The following is a 19,482-nucleotide window of genomic DNA, read 5'->3' on the forward strand; positions in this document are numbered from 1 at the left end:
TGTTGGTTTAGTTAAAATTATACATTAGCAATAATTAATGATCAAGGATTATAAAATCTGCTTTCCAGTTCATTTGAATAGAAAGTTTCTATCGAATAACTAATGTCATCAAATTTCTTTTTTTGGAAGCTATTGATACAAGCAACAGCAATTAAGAGAAATTGAAAGAACAAAGCTGATATGGTTATTATCCTTTTCATTTGATAATACAATATGAAAAGACAATGCCAAAGACAAAAAAGGCTTTAAATGTTATTTTATATCACTATTCAAATCTGAAGTGTAGAAAAATTCCCCAATTTGTGTCCTTGATTTTTCACAAATTGGGTATGATTATTTTACCTGAGCGGTGAACTTTGAGCAAGAAAAAATCATTGATTAGATTACTAGATGAATTTGCTTCTTTATTCTTCCAAAAAAGAGCTAACTTTGCGAGCTCAAATATAACTTTCGCCCTACCCAATGAGTGATCAAATCAAACACGAATGTGGGATAGCCTTAATCAGGCTCCGAAAACCCCTTCAGTATTATATTGATAAGTATGGTTCTCCTGCTTATGTGACCAATCGTCTCTATGTATTGATGCAAAAGCAAATCAATAGGGGACAAGATGGGGCAGGTATTGCCAATATAAAAATAGACACCAAACCAGGTACTAGATACATCAGTAGATATAGATCTATTGAGCCGCAAGCTGTGAATTTTATCTTTGATAAAATTCAAAAGAAATACAAAAAGGCTAGGAAACTTGGTGGTGACCAAGCATTGTATGATGCGAATTGGCTCAAAGACAATGTTGCATTCACAGGTGAAGTTTGGCTAGGACACCTTAGATATGGTACACACGGTGAGAATAGTATTGAAACTTGCCATCCATTTTTGAAGCAGAATAATTGGAGGAGTAGAAACCTTGTCATGGCTGGAAATTTCAATATGACCAATGTGGAGGAGTTGTTCAGTCGATTAGTTGAGCTAGGTCAGCACCCTAAAGAGAAGACTGATACCGTCACAGTGATGGAAAAAATCGGTCATTTTCTTGATGAGGAAAACCAACGGATTTTTGATAAGTACAAGCAAGAGTATACCAACGAACAAATCACAGCTGTGATTGAAGATGAATTGGATGTTGCTAGGATATTGAGAAGATCATGTAGGGATTTTGATGGGGGCTATGCTATGGCAGGACTAATAGGTAACGGCTCTAGTTTCGTAGTTAGAGACCCAACTGGCATTAGACCAGCTTATTACTATGCAGATGATGAAATCGTTGTAGTTGCTTCAGAAAAGCCCGCGATCAAATCAGCATTTGATATTGATTACAAGGAAATCAAAGAGATTCAGCCCGGCTGTGCTTTGGTGATCAATAAAGATGGTAGCTTTGGAGAACATGAAATAATGCCTGCAAGGGAGAAAAAATCATGTTCATTTGAAAGGATTTATTTTTCTAGAGGTACTGACCCGGATATTTATAGAGAAAGGAAACAGCTTGGAAAAGCGTTGATACCTCAGATTCTCAAAGCAATCGATTTTGATCTCAAAAACACAGTTTTCTCTTACATTCCAAATACAGCAGAAACAGCCTTTTTAGGAATGATTGAAGGTATTGAGGACTATTTGAGTGCAAAAAGGAAAGAGGTTTTGTTGGAAGGCAAACCGCATTTAGAGGACTTGGAAGAGCTTTTGCACTTTAGGCCAAGAGTAGAAAAGCTGGTTAGCAAGGATGTTAAGCTGAGGACTTTTATCACCAACGACTCTGATAGGGATGCGATGGTGGCCAATGTTTATGACACGACGTATGAAGTGGTCAGATCGGGAATAGACACTTTGGTAGTCATTGATGACAGTATCGTGAGAGGGACTACACTTGAGAAAAGTATCTTGACCACATTGGATAAATTGAATCCAAAAAGAATTGTTATCGTTTCATCAGCACCACAAATCAGATTTCCTGATTGCTATGGAATTGACATGTCAAAAATGAAAGAATTCATAGCCTTCAGAGCTACAATGGAATTGCTTAAAGACAAGGGCATGTCAAATTTGATAGATCAAATTTATGAAGATGCAAAATCTGGTAATGTTTTGGAAGTCAATTATGCAAAAGGATTGTACGAACCATTTACTGACCAACAAATTTCTGATAAAGTAGCTGAAATCATTACCTCTGATAATATCAAAGCAGAAGTAAAAGTCATCTATCAAACAGTAGAAAATTTGCACAAAGCTTGTCCTGAACATCTGGGAGATTGGTATTTCACAGGGGATTTTCCTACACCTGGAGGAATGCGTGTAGTGAATAGAGCACTAGTGAATTATATAGAAGGAAAAGTCGAAAGGGCTTATTGATAAGATAAAAAAAGAGAAGCCAAATCAGCTTCTCTTTTTTTATCTTAGTTTATTAAAGTTGTCTAAGCTATCTCTTTCTACCTCAGTCCATTGATGACATTAAGGAGGTCATCTGGATTGATAGGCTTGGAGACAAATGCATCAGCTCCTTTTTCTATCGCCTCTGTTGCGATATCTTGATCTCCATACCTGGTGATCAACACTACTTTGGATCCTTGGTTTATGGATTTTAATTTTTCCAAAATATCTATTCCGTTCATATCAGGTAGCCTGTAATCGAGAATGGCAAATCCAAAATCATTCAATTCCATCAATTCTAATGCGTCACGACCATTTTGAGCATCCATGACTTGGAAATTGTTTTTGGATAAGAATCTGGTGAGGAGTTTACAAAAGACAACATCATCTTCGACTATTAATATTTTATTACTCATGATTTTTGGATTGAGGTTGTAAAATTACTTATAGATTCTCTTTGACCAAATGTTTGTATTGCATTTTGATCAATGGCATATACGGCCATGGTACTTTGCACAAATCCTTTGATCAGTTCATCGACGCCAAGTCCGAGCTGACCGAAATTCCTGACATCAAACAACATCAGTCTCTCATCGGCATAAGACCAGCCATCTTCTCCCTTGACAGAAAGGTTTGTACCATATACTTCCCATGAATTCATATCCTCAGGTAACTCCTTATTCAATGGGAATCTCGACTTTCTTGAATACACAGCCAGTGGTCGCATTCCTTCTTCAGTAGCATGCATCATCAGACGTAAGTCAAATGCAAAGCTTCTTCCTTTGCTGTCTGGAATGGTACCAACATGATACCAAGATTTGTTTGGATCAAGACCTTTGCTATAGTTACTATGAATCAATTGCTGCACTAAATATTCATCATTTGGATCAATTTCAGATTTCGCATGTTCCAGTTCTTTTTTACTGACGATTGTATATACGCCTTGGCCTGCATTGGAATCGGGAACTTTGATTACCATACTCCCCCCCAAAAGGTCGAAGTGATGATCCAATTCAGAATATTTCACTTTTCTATAGGTATCTGGGGTAAATATACTAATACCTTTATCATTAAATTCTTCATTGAATCGATCATAGGCGGCACTCGCGACTTCCTTGTTTCTGCCACCAGCCAAACATGCTTCAATTGGATTCAAAAGAAGGGTTTTCGGATTTTCAGGTATTCTTGTCCATGGTTCCTGGGTTACATACCTGAAGGCCGCTCTTATTTCTACCCATTTTTCCTCTTCATTTCGGACATACATTTTCCCTTCGTCAAATTTGACTGGTGGATCTTGATCGTCTTTGTCAAACTTTGCCAAGAAAACATCCTCTCCAAAAACATCTGCTACAGTGGCAGCATAACCGATATTTTCCATCGGGTTTTTATCATAGATTACCGCAAGTGAACCTTTTTCAGGATAGGCATCTACCATTGGTTTAAAGGTCTTTTCTATCAGTCGCTTATATCCACCTTGCTCTACGTTTAGATCAAGTAGTGGCATGGATTTTTGACCAGATGGACAGCTATTAGTTTCAATTACTGTTAATTTTCTGTTCCCTTCGTGGTTAGTGACATGCATCAAGTCTGTTCCTGCCCATCTGAAATATTGAGGCTGATAGCTCATGATTTTTTTGATTGTATCAGGATCACTTTGCGGATGAAGTCTGTGATAGCGCTCCACCATCTGCTCGTGCGTAAGATTCAAAAAGTAGGAAACCAATGGATGTATGTTTGAATTCAAAACTCTAGGATACCAATGATCCGTAGGTTCAAAATCCCCTGGTTCTACTAAGTGGACGTTTTTCGAAATTGATAATTTCATATAATTTATTTTAATGAATTTTAATACTTAAGATTGATAATTTTGGAATATTCCCTCTACAATATCCCAGTTTTTCCATAGCATCAGTATGCCACTAAGTACCATACTGGCCACTACGATTTGTCTGAAGAAATTTTCTGAAATTTTGGCCAAGATCAATTTTCCAAAATAGACAGCTACCATTGAGGTAACTCCGATAAGTACTCCGAATTTGAGTACTTCTCCCGTTACATACCCATAGTATGCATAACTGATGATTTTGGTAGTGTGTAGTAAGATTGCATTGGCAGCCCTTGTTCCCAAAAGTGATTCTTTACTGATCCCATAATTGAGGTAAGCAGAGTTCATCAAAGGTCCCACACCGCCAATAAGTCCTGAAAGAAAAGCTACTACAAGCCCCATAGGTGCAAAATGCCAAGCTTTTATTTTGAATTTGCTTTCCTTCTTTTTCTTAAATTGGAAGACTGTAGAAACCAAAAGCAATCCAATCAAAATCTGAAGGTAGTCGCTTGACATGCTTGCAAATAACATTGCTCCAAGAATTGAACCGACTATGGTGGATGGGAAAAGCCAAGTGAATAGCTTCCAATCTATATCTTTCCAAAAGAGTGCTACCTTAGAAGTACTACTCAATCCAATACTAATAGCCATCACTGGGGCAACTGCCTTCACTCCAACCACTACAGCTACTAAAGGCATTAATAACAAACTTGCTCCGCCGCCTGTTAGGGTACTCAAAATAAAAACTACGAAAGCGCCGATAAGCACAAGAATCAATTGCATAAATAAATCTTTTGTTGTCTTTTTACAGTTGAATGTCAATTGAAGTGTCTAATTGACCTCACTGTTTTACCATTTGCCACAACAAAAGAAAATTTCGTACCAGTTTTATGTAAAATTTTACTTTTTATTTAGATAATTTGTTTGATTAATTGTAGAATTTTACCCCATTTTGTAGAATTAAGTGTAAAAATTAAAATATAAAGATTATGAATGTTGATGTGTCCTTATTGAAACAAATCTGTGAAATAGCTGGAGCTCCTGGCTTTGAGAAAAGAGTGAGGGATTTGATTGTTGAAATTGTCACTCCGATAGTGGATGAGGTGATATTGGACAATATGGGGAATATTATCGCTGTTAAAAAATCTAAAAAAAATCCTGACTCGAAAAAAATCATGGTTGCTGCACACATGGATGAGATTGGATTTATAGTAACTCATATTGATGACAATGGATTTGTTAGATTCCATACACTTGGAGGATTCGATCCCAAGACACTTACAGCGCAGCGAGTGATTATTCATGGCAGCAAAGATTTGGTTGGCGTAATGGGCTCGAAGCCAATCCACGTAATGTCTCCCGAAGAAAAAACAAAGCTTCCTAAGACTACTGATTTCTTCATTGATTTGGGAATGAGTAAAGAAGAGGTTAAGAAATTTGTGTCGATAGGTGATCCAATCACCAGAGACCGTGAATTGATCGAAATGGGAGATTGTGTCAATTGTAAATCTATAGACAACCGTGTTGCCGTTTATATATTGATCGAAACGCTAAAAACACTAGAAGATCCTGCTTATGATCTTTATGCGACATTCACTGTGCAAGAGGAAGTAGGACTTCGTGGAGCAAATGTAGCAGCACATAGGATTAATCCTGATTTTGGGATTGCATTGGATACCACGATTGCATTTGACGTTCCGGGAGCTCAAGCTCACGAAAAAGTTACAGAATTAGGAAAAGGTACAGCCATCAAAATCATGGATGCAATGACCATCTGCGATTATAGAATGGTTGATTTCATGAAAAAAACAGCTGAAAAGCATCAGATCAAATGGCAACCAGAAATTCTGACTGCTGGTGGAACAGATACAGCAGGTGTTCAAAGAATGGGGAAACAAGGAGCTATTGCAGGTGCGATTTCTATTCCAACAAGACATTTGCATCAAGTGATAGAAATGGCCCATAAAGAAGATATCGCAAACAGTGTTCTATTGCTAAATGCTTGTCTAGAATCAATTGATCAATATGACTGGAAGCATTAATTGATTAGTTTTTTTTCTTATCTGAAATATTTCCAGAATCTTAATCAAATTATTGGTTTTAGTAGATGGTTATTATTTGTTGAATATTAATTAGTGATTCAAAAGGTATAGGAATCTGAATTCTGTTTCCTAATCACAAAAAAGCCTGCCCAGATCAAAATATGGGCAGGCTTTTTATTATGTTCCAATTCTTTAGAAAGCTCCTTTGAAGCCTTCCATTTTCTGATCTACTTGTGTGTCCACCATGAAAGAAACTTGATAGTTTTCCCATGACATGGTGATTTTTGCGATTTTGTTGTTTTCAGCTGAGATGGTGTACATCAGTCTTTCCTGAGGAGAATCCACTTTGGTAGTTGAGGCTTTGAAAGAAACCAAATCATCTTTAGCGAGTGTTTCTTCATCAATTTTCCCATCTTTCATGTAGGCAAATACAGAATTTCCTTTGCTGTTGATATGAACAGTCCAGTCACCAGATTCAGCAGGAGTCATATAAATGGCATATTTACCAGGTCTTAGATTTTTTCCTCCCACGCTTACAGCAGTACTGAATTCTATCATTGTAGTTGCATTTGCACCAGCCCTCCAAGTTGTCCCAAATTTTTCGATTTCACCAAATATCTTTCTTCCCTTCACGGCAGGAGAGGAGTAGTCTATGCTGATTTTGGTGAAGCCTACATTTTGTGATACAAATGCTGCTGGGCTAGGTGCAGGAGCTTGCATTTGTGCAAATGCTTTTTCATTTCCAACGAAAAAGAACACTAAAGTAAGTGTGGTAAATAATAGTCCAATTTTTTTCATAATAGGTTGATTGTTTTTTGATTTTAAGTAAAACGAAAATATAACTTCAAAATTAAAGTCTTGTTTACAATTTGATGAGTTTCATCCCGAAATTTGTAAAAATGAATAGTTTTTGTGGTTTTTATTATTGTACATAAATCAAAAATTTAATTTTATGAGCTATACAGTAAAAATCACAGAAATATATTCTTTGACGCATGACGTTAAAAAGTTTAAAACAGAAAAGCCACAGGAATACAAATTTAAACCTGGACAAGCTACAGAAGTAGCAATCAACAAGGATGGCTGGAGAGATGAAAAAAGGCCTTTTACATTTACATCATTGCCTGATGATGATTATCTTGAATTTGTCATCAAGTCTTATAGAAATCATGAAGGAGTCACCAAGCAAATCGAGGATTTGGTAAAAGGGGATGAATTGATAATAGATGATTCTTGGGGTGCGATCGAGTATAAAGGGAAAGGTGTTTTTATAGCAGGAGGTGCCGGAATAACTCCCTTTATCAGTATAATTAAAAATCTAAAGGCTTCAGGAGAACTTGCTGATAATAAATTGATTTTTGCCAATAAAACCGGTAAGGATGTGATCATGGAGTCCTATTTTCATGAAATACTTGGAGAGAATTTTATCTCTATTCTGGACGGAGAAAAGCTTGATGGTCATGCGTATGGAAGGGTAAACATGGATTTTCTCAAAGAAAAGCTGAATGATTTTTCCCAGAAATTCTACGTTTGTGGACCGCCAAAGATGGTAGAAGGAGTGAGTGAAATTTTAGAAAAACTCGGTGCTGACCCTGATGGAATTACCTTTGAAGAGTAATCGAAGAGTGAGATTGATTCTCACTCTTCGATTTTTTTCATTTCCTAAAAGTTATATCTGGCACTGATTAAAGCAATTCTGGTTTCTCTTTTGGAATAAAAAGATTGCGAAAAAGTATTGGTCAAACTATTTCCCGCGAAACGTCTTGTATCAAAAATATCCCTAATGCTCAGTGCAAGACTCCCTTTTTTATCAAAAAAGCTTTTTTGAATATTGGCATCTAAGAAATACTGGGAGAGATCTCTTCCCTGTGCTTCTATTTCTGGAGAATCATAATTGAAAACAAATTGCAAGCTAATATCAAGTGGTAATTTAAAATCAGAATTGATTTTTGTATTCCAAGCAAAACCACTATTTACAAATTCTTCACCCAAATTTGAGCCATCTACACTTATATTGAAGCCAGTCAAACTGCCGCTGACATTCCACCAAGGAGCAATTTCGACCAAACCGATCAATTCCACTCCATAAGATTCACCTGTATTCAAATTCTCCGGCTGAGAAAAGGATATTCCATCTTCAATTACGGTAATGAAATCCAATAAACCACTGACCTGTCTGTAGAAGAAATTGGTTGTCAAACTCGCTTTTTTCAACTCCATAATATGACCCAATTCCAAGGAATGAATCATTTCTGGCTGCAGAAATGGATTACCTCTTCTTACATTGAGGGAATCGGTAATATCAGGGAAAGGGTTTAGTCTCCAAGCAGTAGGTCTATCGATTCGTCTACTGTAAGTAAACTTTATTTGTTGGGCTTCATTGAATTTGTACAATGTCTGAAGACTTGGGAACAAATTGAAGTATTCTTGGGTATTTCGCTCATCAGTATTATATAGGTAAGTATCAACTGTAGTATATTCTCCTCTCAATCCTGCGGTAATATCGATTTTGTCGCTTGATTTGCTCAGCACAAAGTATCCTGCATGGATTCTGTCTTTGTAGTCGAACCTATTGCTGATGTTTGGATCATTTACAAAATCCTGAAATCCCTCTTCAAACCTCGAGTAATCATAATCATTGTCAAAATTTCTCAAGTTGGATTTTGCACCTATCTCTAACTTCAGTTTGTTGGAAAATGGATGTATATAATCTGCCTGAATGATGGTATTATACCTTTTTTCATCTGTAAATGCACGTTCTTGACCATTGAGGTTTTCTGGATTAGGACTAGATGCATTTCTGAATATTTCTATGTTTTGGGTTTTGAATTGATTGACATAGGAATTACTCACAATAAATTTAAACGACCTCTCTTTGTCATCAAATGACCTTTCATAGATCAATGAATTTTCAAGTCCATCGTCAGTTTCGTTTTCATTGTTTCTTCTGACATATTCAAGTACCAAATCATCTGAATCAATTGTCGCCAACCTTGAATAGAGGGTATTTATTTGCTTGTCTAGACTCGTGCTGAATACACCTTCATAGCTTATGGTGTTTTTGCCAAAGTAATAATCAGCGCCATAATTGAAGGTATGTCCAGTGTTTTCATTTCGATTTCCTGTTTCTTGATTAAGCCTCTCTCCATCACCAAAAATCTCCCTTTCGATCCTTCGAGTCCCAACATCTCTCCATCTTCTCAAATTATAGCCGGCATAGACGTTGTAATTGACGGTTCTATGATTGAATCTTGCTCCAGTATTCATTCTCCCTCTTGTACCATAGGTGAATTCTACACCACCATTAGTTCCCAAATCATCTCCTTTTTTTAATATAATATCAATGATGCCACCTTCAGCTTCTGCATCATATCGAGCATTTGGGTTGTTGATGATCCTTATTTGTTCGATAGCACTTGCAGGAATCTGATCTAGATTTTGTGTCAAAGAAGAATTTCTTCCATTTATCAAGACATTGGTTCCAGTGCTACCTCTGAGCGAGATACCACCATCATCTCCAACCCTTACCGAAGGAGTATTCCGGAGAATATCTAGTAGTGTCCCTCCAATATTTGATAAATTTTGTCCAGGGTTGATTGTGATGCCTTCTACATTTGTACGCATTAGGATTTTGCTAGACTGTACCGTTACTTCTTCCAAGTTTTCGCCTTCGTTCACAAATTCAATTTTATCGAGATTTAAATTTCTGTCAATATTTAAATTCTCTCTTTCAAACTGTTGGTATCCAATCAGGTAGAGTCTAAGATTGTAAGTTCCTGCTTGTACATCTAAAGAAAAGGCCCCATCAAAATTTGTATCTGTATATGCAATCGGGCTTTCTGCTTTAAGCGAAAATACTGCGACTTGTACAAATGGAACTGGTTCTTTGGTTTCAGAATCAATCACAGTGCCTGTTACTTTATACTCTTTTGCCTGATTTTGGGCATAAATTGAACACTGTGATCCAAAAAAAATCAAAAATACTTTGATCAAAAATATACATTTGAGGATTTTCATTGTAGAGCTATGGAGCTTGATTTTATTTTTGGAACTCCAAATATGGAAAGCCAAATTCCACAGATTAAGTTTAATAAAATGTGGAAAAAGTGATAAGTGGTTATTTTGTTTTTTAGTTTTCGAAAATTTCTTGTCTCCTAAATGAGAAAGGAGGAAAATCCATGATAAATTTATTCCTCTACAAATTCTAAAATGTCTCCAGGCTGACATTCCAAAGCCTTGCAAATCGCTTCCAAGGTGTTGAAGCGAATTGCTTTTGCTTTTCCGGTTTTGAGAATTGAAAGATTGGAAAGTGTGATTTCTACCTTTTCCGAAAGTTCATTCAATGACATTTTTCTTTTGGCCATCATCACGTCCAAGTTTACAATAATTGGCATAGGTCAAATAGTTAGTTCGTTTTCAGATTGGATTTCAAGTCCTCTTTTGAAAACCCTTGCAATCGCATATATGATGATCCCCATAAATAGGAATTCGAAAGATCCTCCAGAAAACTCACCCAATCCGTTCAGCTCAAATCCTTTTTTAGAAAGCCATTTGAAATGGGCAGTGGTTAAAATGATCAAAAAGGCAACCTGAATGCTTGTTTCACCGATTTTGGAAATTAATTTGTAAATCTCCTTGCTGAAAGGGTTCATCAAATCGATTTTCAAGAAAATTCTTATCATTATATAAAAAATATAGGCCTTCAACGCCGTGATTGCTACGATCAAAGATAGGACACTGATGTAATACCATAGATTTTGTTGCATCAATTCATAAAGATTTAATCCTTGATAAAGATTCTGTGCTACAACAGGGTTAAAGATACTCAATATTGAGGTAAACAATAGTGCTCCGACTTTAATACAAAGTCCGATAAAAATAGACCAAATCACAATAGTTAGTAGCATTAGTCCAGTTTGGGTTTCCCATTTTTTCTTCCATTCCATAGTTTTGATATTTTTGTATGCATCAAAGTTTAATAAATATTTATTGATAAACAATAAATATTTATTATTTATTTAAAAATTATTTGATAGTGTGATTGACATGATAGGGTTTTTCGCTTAATCCAAATCAAGTTTCAAGTCATCCTTGATCGTGTAAATAAATAAAACTGGATTTTATCAGTCCAATATTAAATTGATTCTTATTGTTATAGTTTTTAATTAATATAATAATTTTGTAATTTTTTATGATAATTACATAACGAAAATGATGTAGTTCATCACCACCTTTGTTCATATCGGAGCTACAATTATTTATTTAAGATGAATAAAATATTCAAAGTACTATTAGCAGGTTATGGTGCTAAAAAATTTGGTGGTGGGTGTTTAGGGACAATTGTTGTCTTTCTAATCATTTACTTTCTTTTAGGTCAGTGTAGCTAAATTGCTGATTGACAATGTTAAAAAAACATTTGTTTCACAAAAAATTATTTTAAAATGGAAAATTCAAAGAACCACAATGAAGGATTAGTTAACAAGACTTCTGAAAAAAGAGTGCTTACAGGTATGTTTAGTGATAGACAAAGTACAGAGAAAGCATACAATACACTTCATGAAAGAGGATATTCACAAGAGGAAATTAACTTGATCATGTCAAATGATACTAGGGAAAAGCACTTTAATGATGATGCATCCAAAGAAACCGAAATAGGTACCAAAGCAGCAGAACATGCTGGCAAAGGGTCTGCAATAGGTGGGACATTGGGAGCAATCGCTGGAGTGGTTGCGGCAATCGGTACAAGTGTAGCAATTCCTGGGCTCGGGATATTGATAGCAGGACCTATAGCTGCTGGATTGGCAGGTGCAGGTGCAGGTGGTCTTGCAGGTGGTGTTATTGGAGCTTTGGTTGGTTCTGGTATCCCAGAAGCAAGAGCAAAGTTATATGAATCTGGAATTGAGGATGGCAATGTAGTCATCTCTGTAACTCCAAAAAATGAAGAGGATGCCAAGTTTTTGGAAGAAAATTGGAAAACAAACCGAGGTGAAGAAATTCACTGGTAGAATCTAAATGCCAAGTATGCGAAGAGCTTGAGACAAGCTTTTCGCATATTTATCAAAACTAAACCAACTATTATATGAAAAGAAAAACCAATTTAAAATCTATCCTGATCTATACTTTGTGTCTGGCAGGACCGATATTCTTGGCTTATTCTTGTACTGAAAATAAAACTTCAGATTCAAAGGATATTGCACAGGAAGAAAACATGGCAAAGTTGACCAATGATGACAGAACAATTGTAGTTATCGATAATGATAGTGACACTCAGTTTTTGATGGATGCAGCAGAAATGCAATTGGAAGAAATCAAATTGGGACAACTCGCTCAGCAGAATGGAGATTCTGAACATGTAAAAGAATTAGGAAAGATGATGGAAAATGATCATTCCAAAGCACATGCAGAATTGGTGGCGCTTGCACGTTCCAAATCAGTTTCTATCCCTACTACAGCTACAGAAGATACCCAAAAAGCTTATGATAAATTAGCTGATGAAAAAGGGAATGAATTTGGGAAGTCTTACAGCAAAATGATGGTAGATCATCATGAAGATGCTATAGATAAATTTGAAAAAGCATCCAAAGATTCTGAAGATCCAGAAATCAGAGCTTGGGCAACTGAGAAACTGCCAAGTTTGAGAGCACATTTGTCTCACGCTGAAGCTTGTAAAGAAAAATGTGAAAAAATGAAATCTTAATATTTAGGTTTCGGAATAATTGAAATATCATAGATTCAACAATGGTTTTTGTAAAGATTGTAGACTCTGCAAGAGATCATGAATCAAATGAGTTTTGAGACTTTTAGTTTCACAAATGCAGCAGACTTTGTTTGCTGTATTTTTTTTTCAATTTATTGTGGTATTTGAAATGGATATTGTGGCTACCTGTTTGTCCTGATTTTTATTTAAATCAATTCAAACACCGCTTTGCTTTTAAAAATTGGCCAGATTTTAGTTTTATTAAATATTACTCACCTTAAAATTGTCAGGCTTATGAAAATCTATGTTAAAAACATGGCTTGTGAAAGTTGCAAGCTTGTAGTGAAAGAAGCTTTAGAAGAATTGGATATCGAAGTGGAGAAGGTGGACTTGGGTGAAATCGATACCAAAGAAGATGTGTCCGATGAAGATAAAAAGAAGTTAAATGACAAAATCAAGAAAGTAGGACTGGAACTGCTCGAAAAAAGGCAGGGGATTTTGATTGAAAAAATCAGGAAAGTAATAATTGATTATGTGTACAATTCAGAAGATAAGCCACATGTAAATTTCTCTGTCTTGCTAAGCGAAGAGCTCAACAACAGTTACCCATATTTGGCAAATTTTTTCTCAGAAATAGAAGCAACCACAATCGAGCAATACATCATAGCCTTGAAAGTAGAAAGGATTAAAGAGCTTATTATGTTTGGCGAAGACACATTATCAGAAATTGCTGATAAGTTACATTACAGCAGCGTGGCACATTTGTCAGCACAGTTCAAGAAAGTCACAGGACTAACACCTTCTCATTTCAAAGCCTTAAAAGAAAAAAGAAGGATTTCGATACAGAATATTTAATTGCACTGCAAGATTTTTGGTTATTTATATCAAATGGAGTGAATCAAAAGCGAGATGAGATGAGATATTTGAGACACTATTGACTTGACAATCAAATGAGAATATGCCCTGTAAAGCCTGTACCGTGCCGAAAGTTATCGGCACGGGAGGCATTTGATATGAATATCGGGTCATGACCTGATGACAAAAGAATTAAATTAAAAACTTCTACTGAAAAGCCTGTCCCGATAATTTCGGGAGGCAATTGACACTAACATTGGGTTGAAACCCAATGTAATGGTAAATGTCTGATTAATATACCTTTTTCAAATATACTTCTGCACTGAGTGGTTTTCTTTTGAGAAGTTTTTCCAAATCAGATTTATTTGTTTCGAATTCACCATTACTGATCGCTTCGGAAAATCCTGCAAACATACCAATGTACTCTGAGGGAACTCCTGCATTTTCTAAAGTGCTTTCATATTCTGATTTGCTTGGGTTAATATAGGCCACAGTTTTGTTGGTGATCTTGCTAAGAATATCTGCAATATCTGAAATTGATACATTTTCTACATTACTGAAATTGTATGATTTTCCTTCATGCCCAGCTTCAATCAGTACATTTCCAATAGCTTCTGCCATATCAGCTCTTGAAGCAAAAGCACCCTTTCCTTCACCTGCAGGTAAGTAAATACCATTTTCCAAGACTTTTTCTCCAAAAAATATTGGTAACATTTCTAAATAGAGGTTGTTTTCGAGGATTGTGTAAGGGGTACCACTTTCTTTTATAAGTTTCACCGTGTGGAGGTGAGATTCCGAAACAAAGCTAATTGGAGACGAATCAGTAGGATTGTTGCTGAAGAAGCTTGTGTACAATAATTGCTTCACACCTGATTCAATGGCTGCGCTAACTGCATTTTCGTGCTGCTTTGATCTATTGACGGTGTCCGAGCTCGATATCAATAGCAATTTTTCAACACCTTGGAATGCGGATTTCAGAGATTCATAATCACCATAGTTTCCTTCTTTTATTTTCAATCCTTTTGATTTTAAGTCCTCAGCCTTTGACTTGTCTCTTACAAGAGCAGTTATTTCATTTGGATTAACACCTTTGCGAAGCAAGTTTTCTATTGTAAGTTGGCCTAGTTGGCCTGTAGCACCTGTTATTAAGATCATGTGTATATTATTTAAATTGATAAATTGATTCCTCACAAAAGTAATTTATATTTACTTCTTAAAGTATAGTGATATACTAAAGTATAGTGTGTAATTTTGTTTCGTGAAAATAGAATTGAAAAAATGGAAGAAATATTAGGCATACAGGAAATCAAAGCTTGCCCAATAAGGTATGTTTTGGCAATCAATGATACTTTGAATGTTATCAGTGGAAAATGGAAACTTCCCATCATAGGATCCATCTTGTTTGGTAAAAAGAGATTTACCGAAATCCAGCGGAACATTGCCAAGATCACACCTAGGATGCTAAGTAAGGAGTTGAAGGAACTGGAATTGAATGGGATTGTGACCAGAAATGTATATGACACCACGCCGGTATCAGTAGAATATGAGCTTTCCGAATCGGGAAAAAATATCGTGGAAGTTTTGGATAAAATGGTTGATTGGGGATTGAGTCATAGAAAATCAATTATGGGAGAAAATCAAAAGTGATCCACAATTCAATCAAAATCTTTTTCAATATCACTGAGATGATACCCCTAAAGAGGATGTCATTTTCTCCAAGTAAAAATATAAAGCATGATCACTTTGGAATAGCGCAAACTCCATGGTACAGTAACTATTGCAGGAACGAATATCATCAAGTAATAAACCCAAAGCGGAGGATTGCTGAAAATAAAATAGGTGAGGAAACCAAAAACCACAAACAATGCTACACCAAAAGCATAAGTGAGAAACATTGAGATTTGGTAAAACCCTGGTTCGGGCATAAACTTGAATCCACAATTGGGGCATGCTTCCTTAAGTTCATTGAATCTTGAGAGATCTGTAGCCTTTGATTTGAACATATATCCTTTTGTACAAATTGGACATTTACAGGCAGCCATGGATTGCCAAAGATTTCCTTTATCAATGCTTTTTGACAAGGTTTCAGAATGATTTGAATTTTGATAATCCCTACTTTCCATCTTTATTTAATCTTATTTTACTTGCAAATTTCGATAATTATCTTTTTTATACTTATAAGAAAAGTAGCAAGTATTAGGATGATTCAGACATGTCTGTTAATTTTAAAATATGAAGAGTGTATTTCCAATCCTTAATATCGATCAGTTTCCAGCGGAGCGAAATGGGGAATTTTATGCAAATGATATTCGAAGTCACATCGATCTGCATCATCATCATATCAGCAAACCGCATAAGCATGATTTTTACCTGACAGTCATTTTCACCGAAGGGAGTGGCTTTCATGAAATTGATTTCAACTCATATAAAGTAACTGCGGGTTCTGTATTTTTGCTCAAGCCTGGCCAAACCCACTTCTGGGACTTGTCTGATGATATTTCTGGCTATGTGATTTTGCACAGTAAGCTGTTTTTTGACCTGAATTACTCCAAAAGATCAATTGATAATTTTCCGTTTTTCTATTCCGTCCAAAATGATCCAAGTATTTATCTTGACTTGGAAAATATGGAGGAAGTCGTACAGATTTTTAGAGCAATAAAACATGAATATGATTCTGATAAAATTTTCAAACATCAGAAGATCGGTAGTCTGACAGACTTGCTCTACATTGCATTGAGCAGAGTGTATCAGTCAAAAATCAGTGTTTCTGGACATCATTCAGGGATTCAACTTGAGCAGTTGAGAAAGTTGGAATCCCTCATTGATCAATATTATTTGTCTGAAAAATCAGCGGCTTTTTACGCAGAACGGATGAATATTAGCTCTAGGCATCTCAATAGAATTATTCAAAATCTTTTGGGGAAAACTACAACAGATTTGATCTTAGAAAGGGTGATGCTTGAGGCACAAAGACTTTTGTCCGCTTCAAAGATGACAGTATCAGAATTATCGGGTTTTCTTGGTTATGAAGATCAATCTTACTTTTCGCGACTATTCAAAAACAGGCTTGGTATCAGTCCCACAGAATTTAGCAAGAGGTATTGAAATTATAGTGAAGTGTAGAGATTCAAACCTTCTTTGAGGATTTCTTCGATGGTCTTTACGGGCAAATCCAAATTTGGATTTACCCTAAAGATTTTCATTCTTTTTCTACTTCCTTTTTCCAAAGCTTCATGCTTGATTAGATTTCCATCTGCCATCAAGATATATGGCTCATCAATTTTTTTGTCGATCCACAGATAACAGAAGATTTTTTTCTTGAAATAAAAACAAGGCATGCCGTACTTGATTGTCTCGGAAATGTCTTTGTTTTGTCCAAGGATAATGCTACGCAAAGCAAGCAAACAACTCTTGTTTGGTTCTGATTTATTAAGATAGCAGTTGAGAATTCCTTCAGCCATTTTGATTATTTTACGGCTATAAATATGTCAATTTCGGCTGCTTCTTGGTTTTGGGATTTTTCTCCATAGACTTCAAAGTCAGTTGTATAGAGCCTTGGTAAATCTGAATTCCAAATTTTCAACCATTCCTCATATACGATATTATCCTTTAAGTTACCTTTTGCAGTGAACTTCTTATAGGTTTTACTTTCAACAATTTTTCCTACCATTCCTTCAGGAATACTTTCCAGGGAATTTACTTTACAGCCTAAAATGGCTGTGTAAGGACGAGTGTGATCTTTTTCGTAATCAGTATAAATACAATAAACTGAATCATCGATTCTATTGGGGATTTTTGCCATGATGCTTTCCTCAAAAAACTTACCCCAAATCGCAGGCATATCTGTAGCTGCTTGACTATTTTCATTTGAGGTTCTTACAGAGATTCCGATTACCATAAAAGGCTCTAAAGTGATATTATCCATTTCTATTTTTTTTGTTCGATGGTAAAACTAAGAAGCTTCTGTGACAGCCCTATGTCAAGGGTCTCTAAAACTTTTACTTTTCAGGAAACTAATGACGCAAATTTTTCCATTTGTTTTTCAATTCCAGAAGCGCTATGTATCTGTTTTGCCTTAGGGATTTTTTGGAATATTTATAAGCTTGACAGACACGAAGATGTTGAAATTCAAGAATATAGATATACGGAACTTTGCCACTAATTAAAGACAAGCCTGATTTAGCTTAGATCTGATATAAATTGATATTAGATACTCATAGATATTGAACATAAGCAAGCAATCGACTATGGAATTAAAGCTACTGGCAAAGAAGCGTATAATCATATTCAAGAATCAATAGAATCATTTTTAAAAATTCACAAATGATCTTTAAGCCAAAAAAAAATCTCTATAAGAAATAAGTCAAGCTTCTCCCATTTTTATCTGATTTGATGACATTATTGTTTTTCAAATGAGAAAGACGAACCGAAATTGATTTTTCGATTTTTTTCAATTCAATTTTTGGTTCAAGCACTTGCAAATGATTTAGAATATCTTGCTTGTCACCTGATTTGATTTCGTTCAATGCAAACAATATTTTCTTATCCATTTTCAGTTTGCTCGAATAAGAATTTGGTATTTCCTTATCTATAGTTGGAGTGAAGCTATAATTAGCTGTAGAAAAATCAGTACCTGTAATAGCATTTAAGGCTACTTCAACTTTTTCCAATTCTTGCTTCAAGCTTTCTCTTTTTGATTTAAGGAACATTACTATTTCCTCTTCTGATACCTCTCCCATGACTGACGAATATTTTGGACAATTAGATTAATATAAGTATTCCTTAAAATGGCTTTTTAGTTACTTAAATAAAATTGCCACCACACAGCAAAAATATAATTAATATATTTTAATCTATATGTTTTTTTTAATAAATATTGATTAATCAACTTTCTACTAAACACAAAGGGAGCCCTTAACGTTGGTAAATGTGGTGTCATCGTAATTAGAAAGTAATTAAAGGCAGTTACTTGATGTTTTAAATGGGGAATTAGATTTTGAATTTCATTAATAAAAAAAGCGAAGCTATAATTATGGATCATAGAGAAAAGGAATTGAAGTTATTTTTGGCAATCGAAGAACTATTTCTAACAAATGGACATGTATCACTTGGAATAAATAGAGTAGCAAAAAAATCAGGTTTAGATAAGTCTTACATTTATCGAAAATATGGTTCTTTTGAGAGCTTACTTGAGAAGTATTTCAAAGAAAAGGACTTTTGGTCCACCAAAGTCGATCAAATGAGTCAAGCCATCATTCCTGATAGTCCTTTTACTTTCAAACAGATTATTGATTTTTATTTGCATAAGCAATTCGATTCTATTTTGTCGGATGAACAATTGCAAAAACTGATGATTTGGAGTATTTCCGAAGAGAATGATCTGATGAAATCATTTATATCAAAAAGGGAAAAAGTAGGAGAAGATCTGTTTGAAATGTCTGGAAAATTTTTGAAAGAGATACCCATCGATTTTAGGGCTGTTTCTGCAATAAATGTTGCTGCCGTTTATTATCTATCTTTACATGCCGCAACTAATAATGGTACTTTTTGTGGTTTGAATCTGAATGATAAAGAAGATCAAGACAAAATCAAGAAAGCAATTTCTTATATCAATGGTGTATTTTTGAAATAGGTTATAATCTTATAAGAGTATCCGCAATATTGCAATTTGTGTAGATTGTCAACAGTTTACAGTCCTC

21 protein-coding genes are annotated in these 19,482 nt (G+C 35.3%); 9 read left to right on the forward strand and 12 right to left on the reverse strand.

The window, feature by feature from the left end:
- The first annotated feature begins 462 nt into the window (after positions 1-462).
- A complete protein-coding gene (locus MM213_RS16195) occupies positions 463-2,346 on the forward strand; it encodes an amidophosphoribosyltransferase (RefSeq protein ID WP_241413920.1) in 1,884 nt (627 codons plus the stop codon).
- Between the two features lie 77 nt (positions 2,347-2,423).
- On the opposite strand, the gene MM213_RS16200 is transcribed toward MM213_RS16195, so the two are convergent.
- From MM213_RS16200 to MM213_RS16210, 3 genes are read right to left on the reverse strand one after another with little or no spacing between them, the layout of a single operon-like run.
- Entirely contained in the window at positions 2,424-2,780 is a 357-nt protein-coding gene (locus MM213_RS16200; RefSeq protein ID WP_241413922.1) for a response regulator, read from the reverse strand.
- Positions 2,777-4,189: an ATP-grasp domain-containing protein gene (locus MM213_RS16205; protein ID WP_241413924.1), complete on the reverse strand. Its 1,413-nt coding sequence runs from the start codon at positions 4,187-4,189 to the stop codon at positions 2,777-2,779. Before MM213_RS16205 ends, MM213_RS16200 begins: the two co-directional genes overlap by 4 nt.
- Positions 4,190-4,216: 27 nt before the next feature.
- On the reverse strand, positions 4,217-4,972 hold the full coding sequence (locus MM213_RS16210; RefSeq protein ID WP_241413926.1) for a sulfite exporter TauE/SafE family protein: 756 nt from the start codon (positions 4,970-4,972) through the stop codon (positions 4,217-4,219).
- A gap of 206 nt (positions 4,973-5,178) precedes the next feature.
- Here MM213_RS16210 and MM213_RS16215 point away from each other — a divergent pair, with 206 nt between their 5' ends.
- The gene (locus tag MM213_RS16215; protein ID WP_241413927.1) at positions 5,179-6,231 is read left to right on the forward strand and encodes a M42 family metallopeptidase; all 1,053 of its coding nucleotides are present in this window, start codon (positions 5,179-5,181) and stop codon (positions 6,229-6,231) included.
- Between the two features lie 192 nt (positions 6,232-6,423).
- On the opposite strand, the gene MM213_RS16220 is transcribed toward MM213_RS16215, so the two are convergent.
- Entirely contained in the window at positions 6,424-7,029 is a 606-nt protein-coding gene (locus MM213_RS16220) for a DUF2911 domain-containing protein (protein ID WP_241413928.1), read from the reverse strand.
- Between the two features lie 154 nt (positions 7,030-7,183).
- On the opposite strand from MM213_RS16220, the gene MM213_RS16225 reads away from it, so the two are divergent.
- On the forward strand, positions 7,184-7,849 hold the full coding sequence (locus MM213_RS16225; RefSeq protein ID WP_241413929.1) for an FAD-binding oxidoreductase: 666 nt from the start codon (positions 7,184-7,186) through the stop codon (positions 7,847-7,849).
- Between the two features lie 44 nt (positions 7,850-7,893).
- On the opposite strand, the gene MM213_RS16230 is transcribed toward MM213_RS16225, so the two are convergent.
- From MM213_RS16230 to MM213_RS16240, 3 genes are all read right to left on the reverse strand, one after another.
- The gene (locus MM213_RS16230) at positions 7,894-10,224 is read right to left on the reverse strand and encodes a TonB-dependent receptor (RefSeq protein ID WP_241413930.1); all 2,331 of its coding nucleotides are present in this window, start codon (positions 10,222-10,224) and stop codon (positions 7,894-7,896) included.
- A gap of 194 nt (positions 10,225-10,418) precedes the next feature.
- Entirely contained in the window at positions 10,419-10,625 is a 207-nt protein-coding gene (locus tag MM213_RS16235; RefSeq protein ID WP_241275888.1) for a helix-turn-helix domain-containing protein, read from the reverse strand.
- A gap of 3 nt (positions 10,626-10,628) precedes the next feature.
- Positions 10,629-11,177 carry a DUF2975 domain-containing protein gene (locus tag MM213_RS16240; protein WP_241413932.1) on the reverse strand — a complete coding sequence of 183 codons (549 nt, stop codon included), beginning with the start codon at positions 11,175-11,177 and terminating at the stop codon, positions 10,629-10,631.
- Positions 11,178-11,672: 495 nt separating this feature from the next.
- On the opposite strand from MM213_RS16240, the gene MM213_RS16245 reads away from it, so the two are divergent.
- The 3 genes from MM213_RS16245 to MM213_RS16255 all read left to right on the forward strand — a co-directional run bounded on the left by MM213_RS16245 (position 11,673) and on the right by MM213_RS16255 (position 13,783).
- Positions 11,673-12,236: a hypothetical protein gene (locus tag MM213_RS16245; protein ID WP_241413933.1), complete on the forward strand. Its 564-nt coding sequence runs from the start codon at positions 11,673-11,675 to the stop codon at positions 12,234-12,236.
- A 74-nt stretch (positions 12,237-12,310) separates the two neighbouring features.
- Positions 12,311-12,928 (forward strand): DUF4142 domain-containing protein, encoded by a 618-nt coding sequence (locus MM213_RS16250; protein ID WP_241413935.1) that lies wholly within the window; start codon positions 12,311-12,313, stop codon positions 12,926-12,928.
- A 294-nt stretch (positions 12,929-13,222) separates the two neighbouring features.
- Positions 13,223-13,783 (forward strand): helix-turn-helix domain-containing protein, encoded by a 561-nt coding sequence (locus MM213_RS16255; protein ID WP_241413937.1) that lies wholly within the window; start codon positions 13,223-13,225, stop codon positions 13,781-13,783.
- Positions 13,784-14,074: 291 nt separating this feature from the next.
- Here the strand turns inward: MM213_RS16255 and MM213_RS16260 are convergent, their stop codons facing one another.
- Positions 14,075-14,938 carry an SDR family oxidoreductase gene (locus tag MM213_RS16260; RefSeq protein ID WP_241413939.1) on the reverse strand — a complete coding sequence of 288 codons (864 nt, stop codon included), beginning with the start codon at positions 14,936-14,938 and terminating at the stop codon, positions 14,075-14,077.
- 123 nt (positions 14,939-15,061) lie between these two features.
- On the opposite strand from MM213_RS16260, the gene MM213_RS16265 reads away from it, so the two are divergent.
- Entirely contained in the window at positions 15,062-15,430 is a 369-nt protein-coding gene (locus tag MM213_RS16265) for a winged helix-turn-helix transcriptional regulator (protein WP_241413941.1), read from the forward strand.
- Positions 15,431-15,489: 59 nt separating this feature from the next.
- On the opposite strand, the gene MM213_RS16270 is transcribed toward MM213_RS16265, so the two are convergent.
- Positions 15,490-15,906, reverse strand: a complete 417-nt coding sequence (locus MM213_RS16270) for a DUF983 domain-containing protein (RefSeq protein ID WP_241413943.1) — start codon at positions 15,904-15,906, stop codon at positions 15,490-15,492.
- Positions 15,907-16,015: 109 nt separating this feature from the next.
- On the opposite strand from MM213_RS16270, the gene MM213_RS16275 reads away from it, so the two are divergent.
- Positions 16,016-16,888: a helix-turn-helix transcriptional regulator gene (locus MM213_RS16275; RefSeq protein WP_241413945.1), complete on the forward strand. Its 873-nt coding sequence runs from the start codon at positions 16,016-16,018 to the stop codon at positions 16,886-16,888.
- 2 nt (positions 16,889-16,890) lie between these two features.
- On the opposite strand, the gene MM213_RS16280 is transcribed toward MM213_RS16275, so the two are convergent.
- The 3 genes from MM213_RS16280 to MM213_RS16290 all read right to left on the reverse strand — a co-directional run bounded on the left by MM213_RS16280 (position 16,891) and on the right by MM213_RS16290 (position 18,522).
- Positions 16,891-17,244: a DUF1801 domain-containing protein gene (locus MM213_RS16280; protein ID WP_241413947.1), complete on the reverse strand. Its 354-nt coding sequence runs from the start codon at positions 17,242-17,244 to the stop codon at positions 16,891-16,893.
- Between the two features lie 5 nt (positions 17,245-17,249).
- Complete coding sequence (locus tag MM213_RS16285) at positions 17,250-17,708, reverse strand: GyrI-like domain-containing protein (protein WP_241413949.1); 459 nt, start codon at positions 17,706-17,708, stop codon at positions 17,250-17,252.
- A 424-nt stretch (positions 17,709-18,132) separates the two neighbouring features.
- Positions 18,133-18,522 (reverse strand): hypothetical protein, encoded by a 390-nt coding sequence (locus MM213_RS16290; protein ID WP_241413951.1) that lies wholly within the window; start codon positions 18,520-18,522, stop codon positions 18,133-18,135.
- Positions 18,523-18,815: 293 nt separating this feature from the next.
- Between MM213_RS16290 and MM213_RS16295 the strand changes: the two genes are divergently transcribed.
- Entirely contained in the window at positions 18,816-19,415 is a 600-nt protein-coding gene (locus tag MM213_RS16295) for a TetR/AcrR family transcriptional regulator (protein ID WP_241413953.1), read from the forward strand.
- Positions 19,416-19,482 lie beyond the last annotated feature (67 nt).

The organism is Belliella alkalica, from assembly GCF_022549785.1.
Lineage (GTDB): Bacteria > Bacteroidota > Bacteroidia > Cytophagales > Cyclobacteriaceae > Belliella > Belliella alkalica.

What these genes read in the sequence shown, in the direction of transcription:
- MM213_RS16195 (WP_241413920.1), top strand. Translation starts at nt 463, where the DNA reads ATGAGTGATCAAATCAAACACGAATGTGGGATAGCCTTAATCAGGCTC.
- MM213_RS16200 (WP_241413922.1), bottom strand. Translation starts at nt 2,780, where the DNA reads ATGAGTAATAAAATATTAATAGTCGAAGATGATGTTGTCTTTTGTAAA.
- MM213_RS16205 (WP_241413924.1), bottom strand. Translation starts at nt 4,189, where the DNA reads ATGAAATTATCAATTTCGAAAAACGTCCACTTAGTAGAACCAGGGGAT.
- MM213_RS16210 (WP_241413926.1), bottom strand. Translation starts at nt 4,972, where the DNA reads ATGCAATTGATTCTTGTGCTTATCGGCGCTTTCGTAGTTTTTATTTTG.
- MM213_RS16215 (WP_241413927.1), top strand. Translation starts at nt 5,179, where the DNA reads ATGAATGTTGATGTGTCCTTATTGAAACAAATCTGTGAAATAGCTGGA.
- MM213_RS16220 (WP_241413928.1), bottom strand. Translation starts at nt 7,029, where the DNA reads ATGAAAAAAATTGGACTATTATTTACCACACTTACTTTAGTGTTCTTT.
- MM213_RS16225 (WP_241413929.1), top strand. Translation starts at nt 7,184, where the DNA reads ATGAGCTATACAGTAAAAATCACAGAAATATATTCTTTGACGCATGAC.
- MM213_RS16235 (WP_241275888.1), bottom strand. Translation starts at nt 10,625, where the DNA reads ATGCCAATTATTGTAAACTTGGACGTGATGATGGCCAAAAGAAAAATG.
- MM213_RS16240 (WP_241413932.1), bottom strand. Translation starts at nt 11,177, where the DNA reads ATGGAATGGAAGAAAAAATGGGAAACCCAAACTGGACTAATGCTACTA.
- MM213_RS16245 (WP_241413933.1), top strand. Translation starts at nt 11,673, where the DNA reads ATGGAAAATTCAAAGAACCACAATGAAGGATTAGTTAACAAGACTTCT.
- MM213_RS16250 (WP_241413935.1), top strand. Translation starts at nt 12,311, where the DNA reads ATGAAAAGAAAAACCAATTTAAAATCTATCCTGATCTATACTTTGTGT.
- MM213_RS16255 (WP_241413937.1), top strand. Translation starts at nt 13,223, where the DNA reads ATGAAAATCTATGTTAAAAACATGGCTTGTGAAAGTTGCAAGCTTGTA.
- MM213_RS16260 (WP_241413939.1), bottom strand. Translation starts at nt 14,938, where the DNA reads ATGATCTTAATAACAGGTGCTACAGGCCAACTAGGCCAACTTACAATA.
- MM213_RS16265 (WP_241413941.1), top strand. Translation starts at nt 15,062, where the DNA reads ATGGAAGAAATATTAGGCATACAGGAAATCAAAGCTTGCCCAATAAGG.
- MM213_RS16270 (WP_241413943.1), bottom strand. Translation starts at nt 15,906, where the DNA reads ATGGAAAGTAGGGATTATCAAAATTCAAATCATTCTGAAACCTTGTCA.
- MM213_RS16275 (WP_241413945.1), top strand. Translation starts at nt 16,016, where the DNA reads ATGAAGAGTGTATTTCCAATCCTTAATATCGATCAGTTTCCAGCGGAG.
- MM213_RS16280 (WP_241413947.1), bottom strand. Translation starts at nt 17,244, where the DNA reads ATGGCTGAAGGAATTCTCAACTGCTATCTTAATAAATCAGAACCAAAC.
- MM213_RS16285 (WP_241413949.1), bottom strand. Translation starts at nt 17,708, where the DNA reads ATGGATAATATCACTTTAGAGCCTTTTATGGTAATCGGAATCTCTGTA.
- MM213_RS16290 (WP_241413951.1), bottom strand. Translation starts at nt 18,522, where the DNA reads ATGGGAGAGGTATCAGAAGAGGAAATAGTAATGTTCCTTAAATCAAAA.
- MM213_RS16295 (WP_241413953.1), top strand. Translation starts at nt 18,816, where the DNA reads ATGGATCATAGAGAAAAGGAATTGAAGTTATTTTTGGCAATCGAAGAA.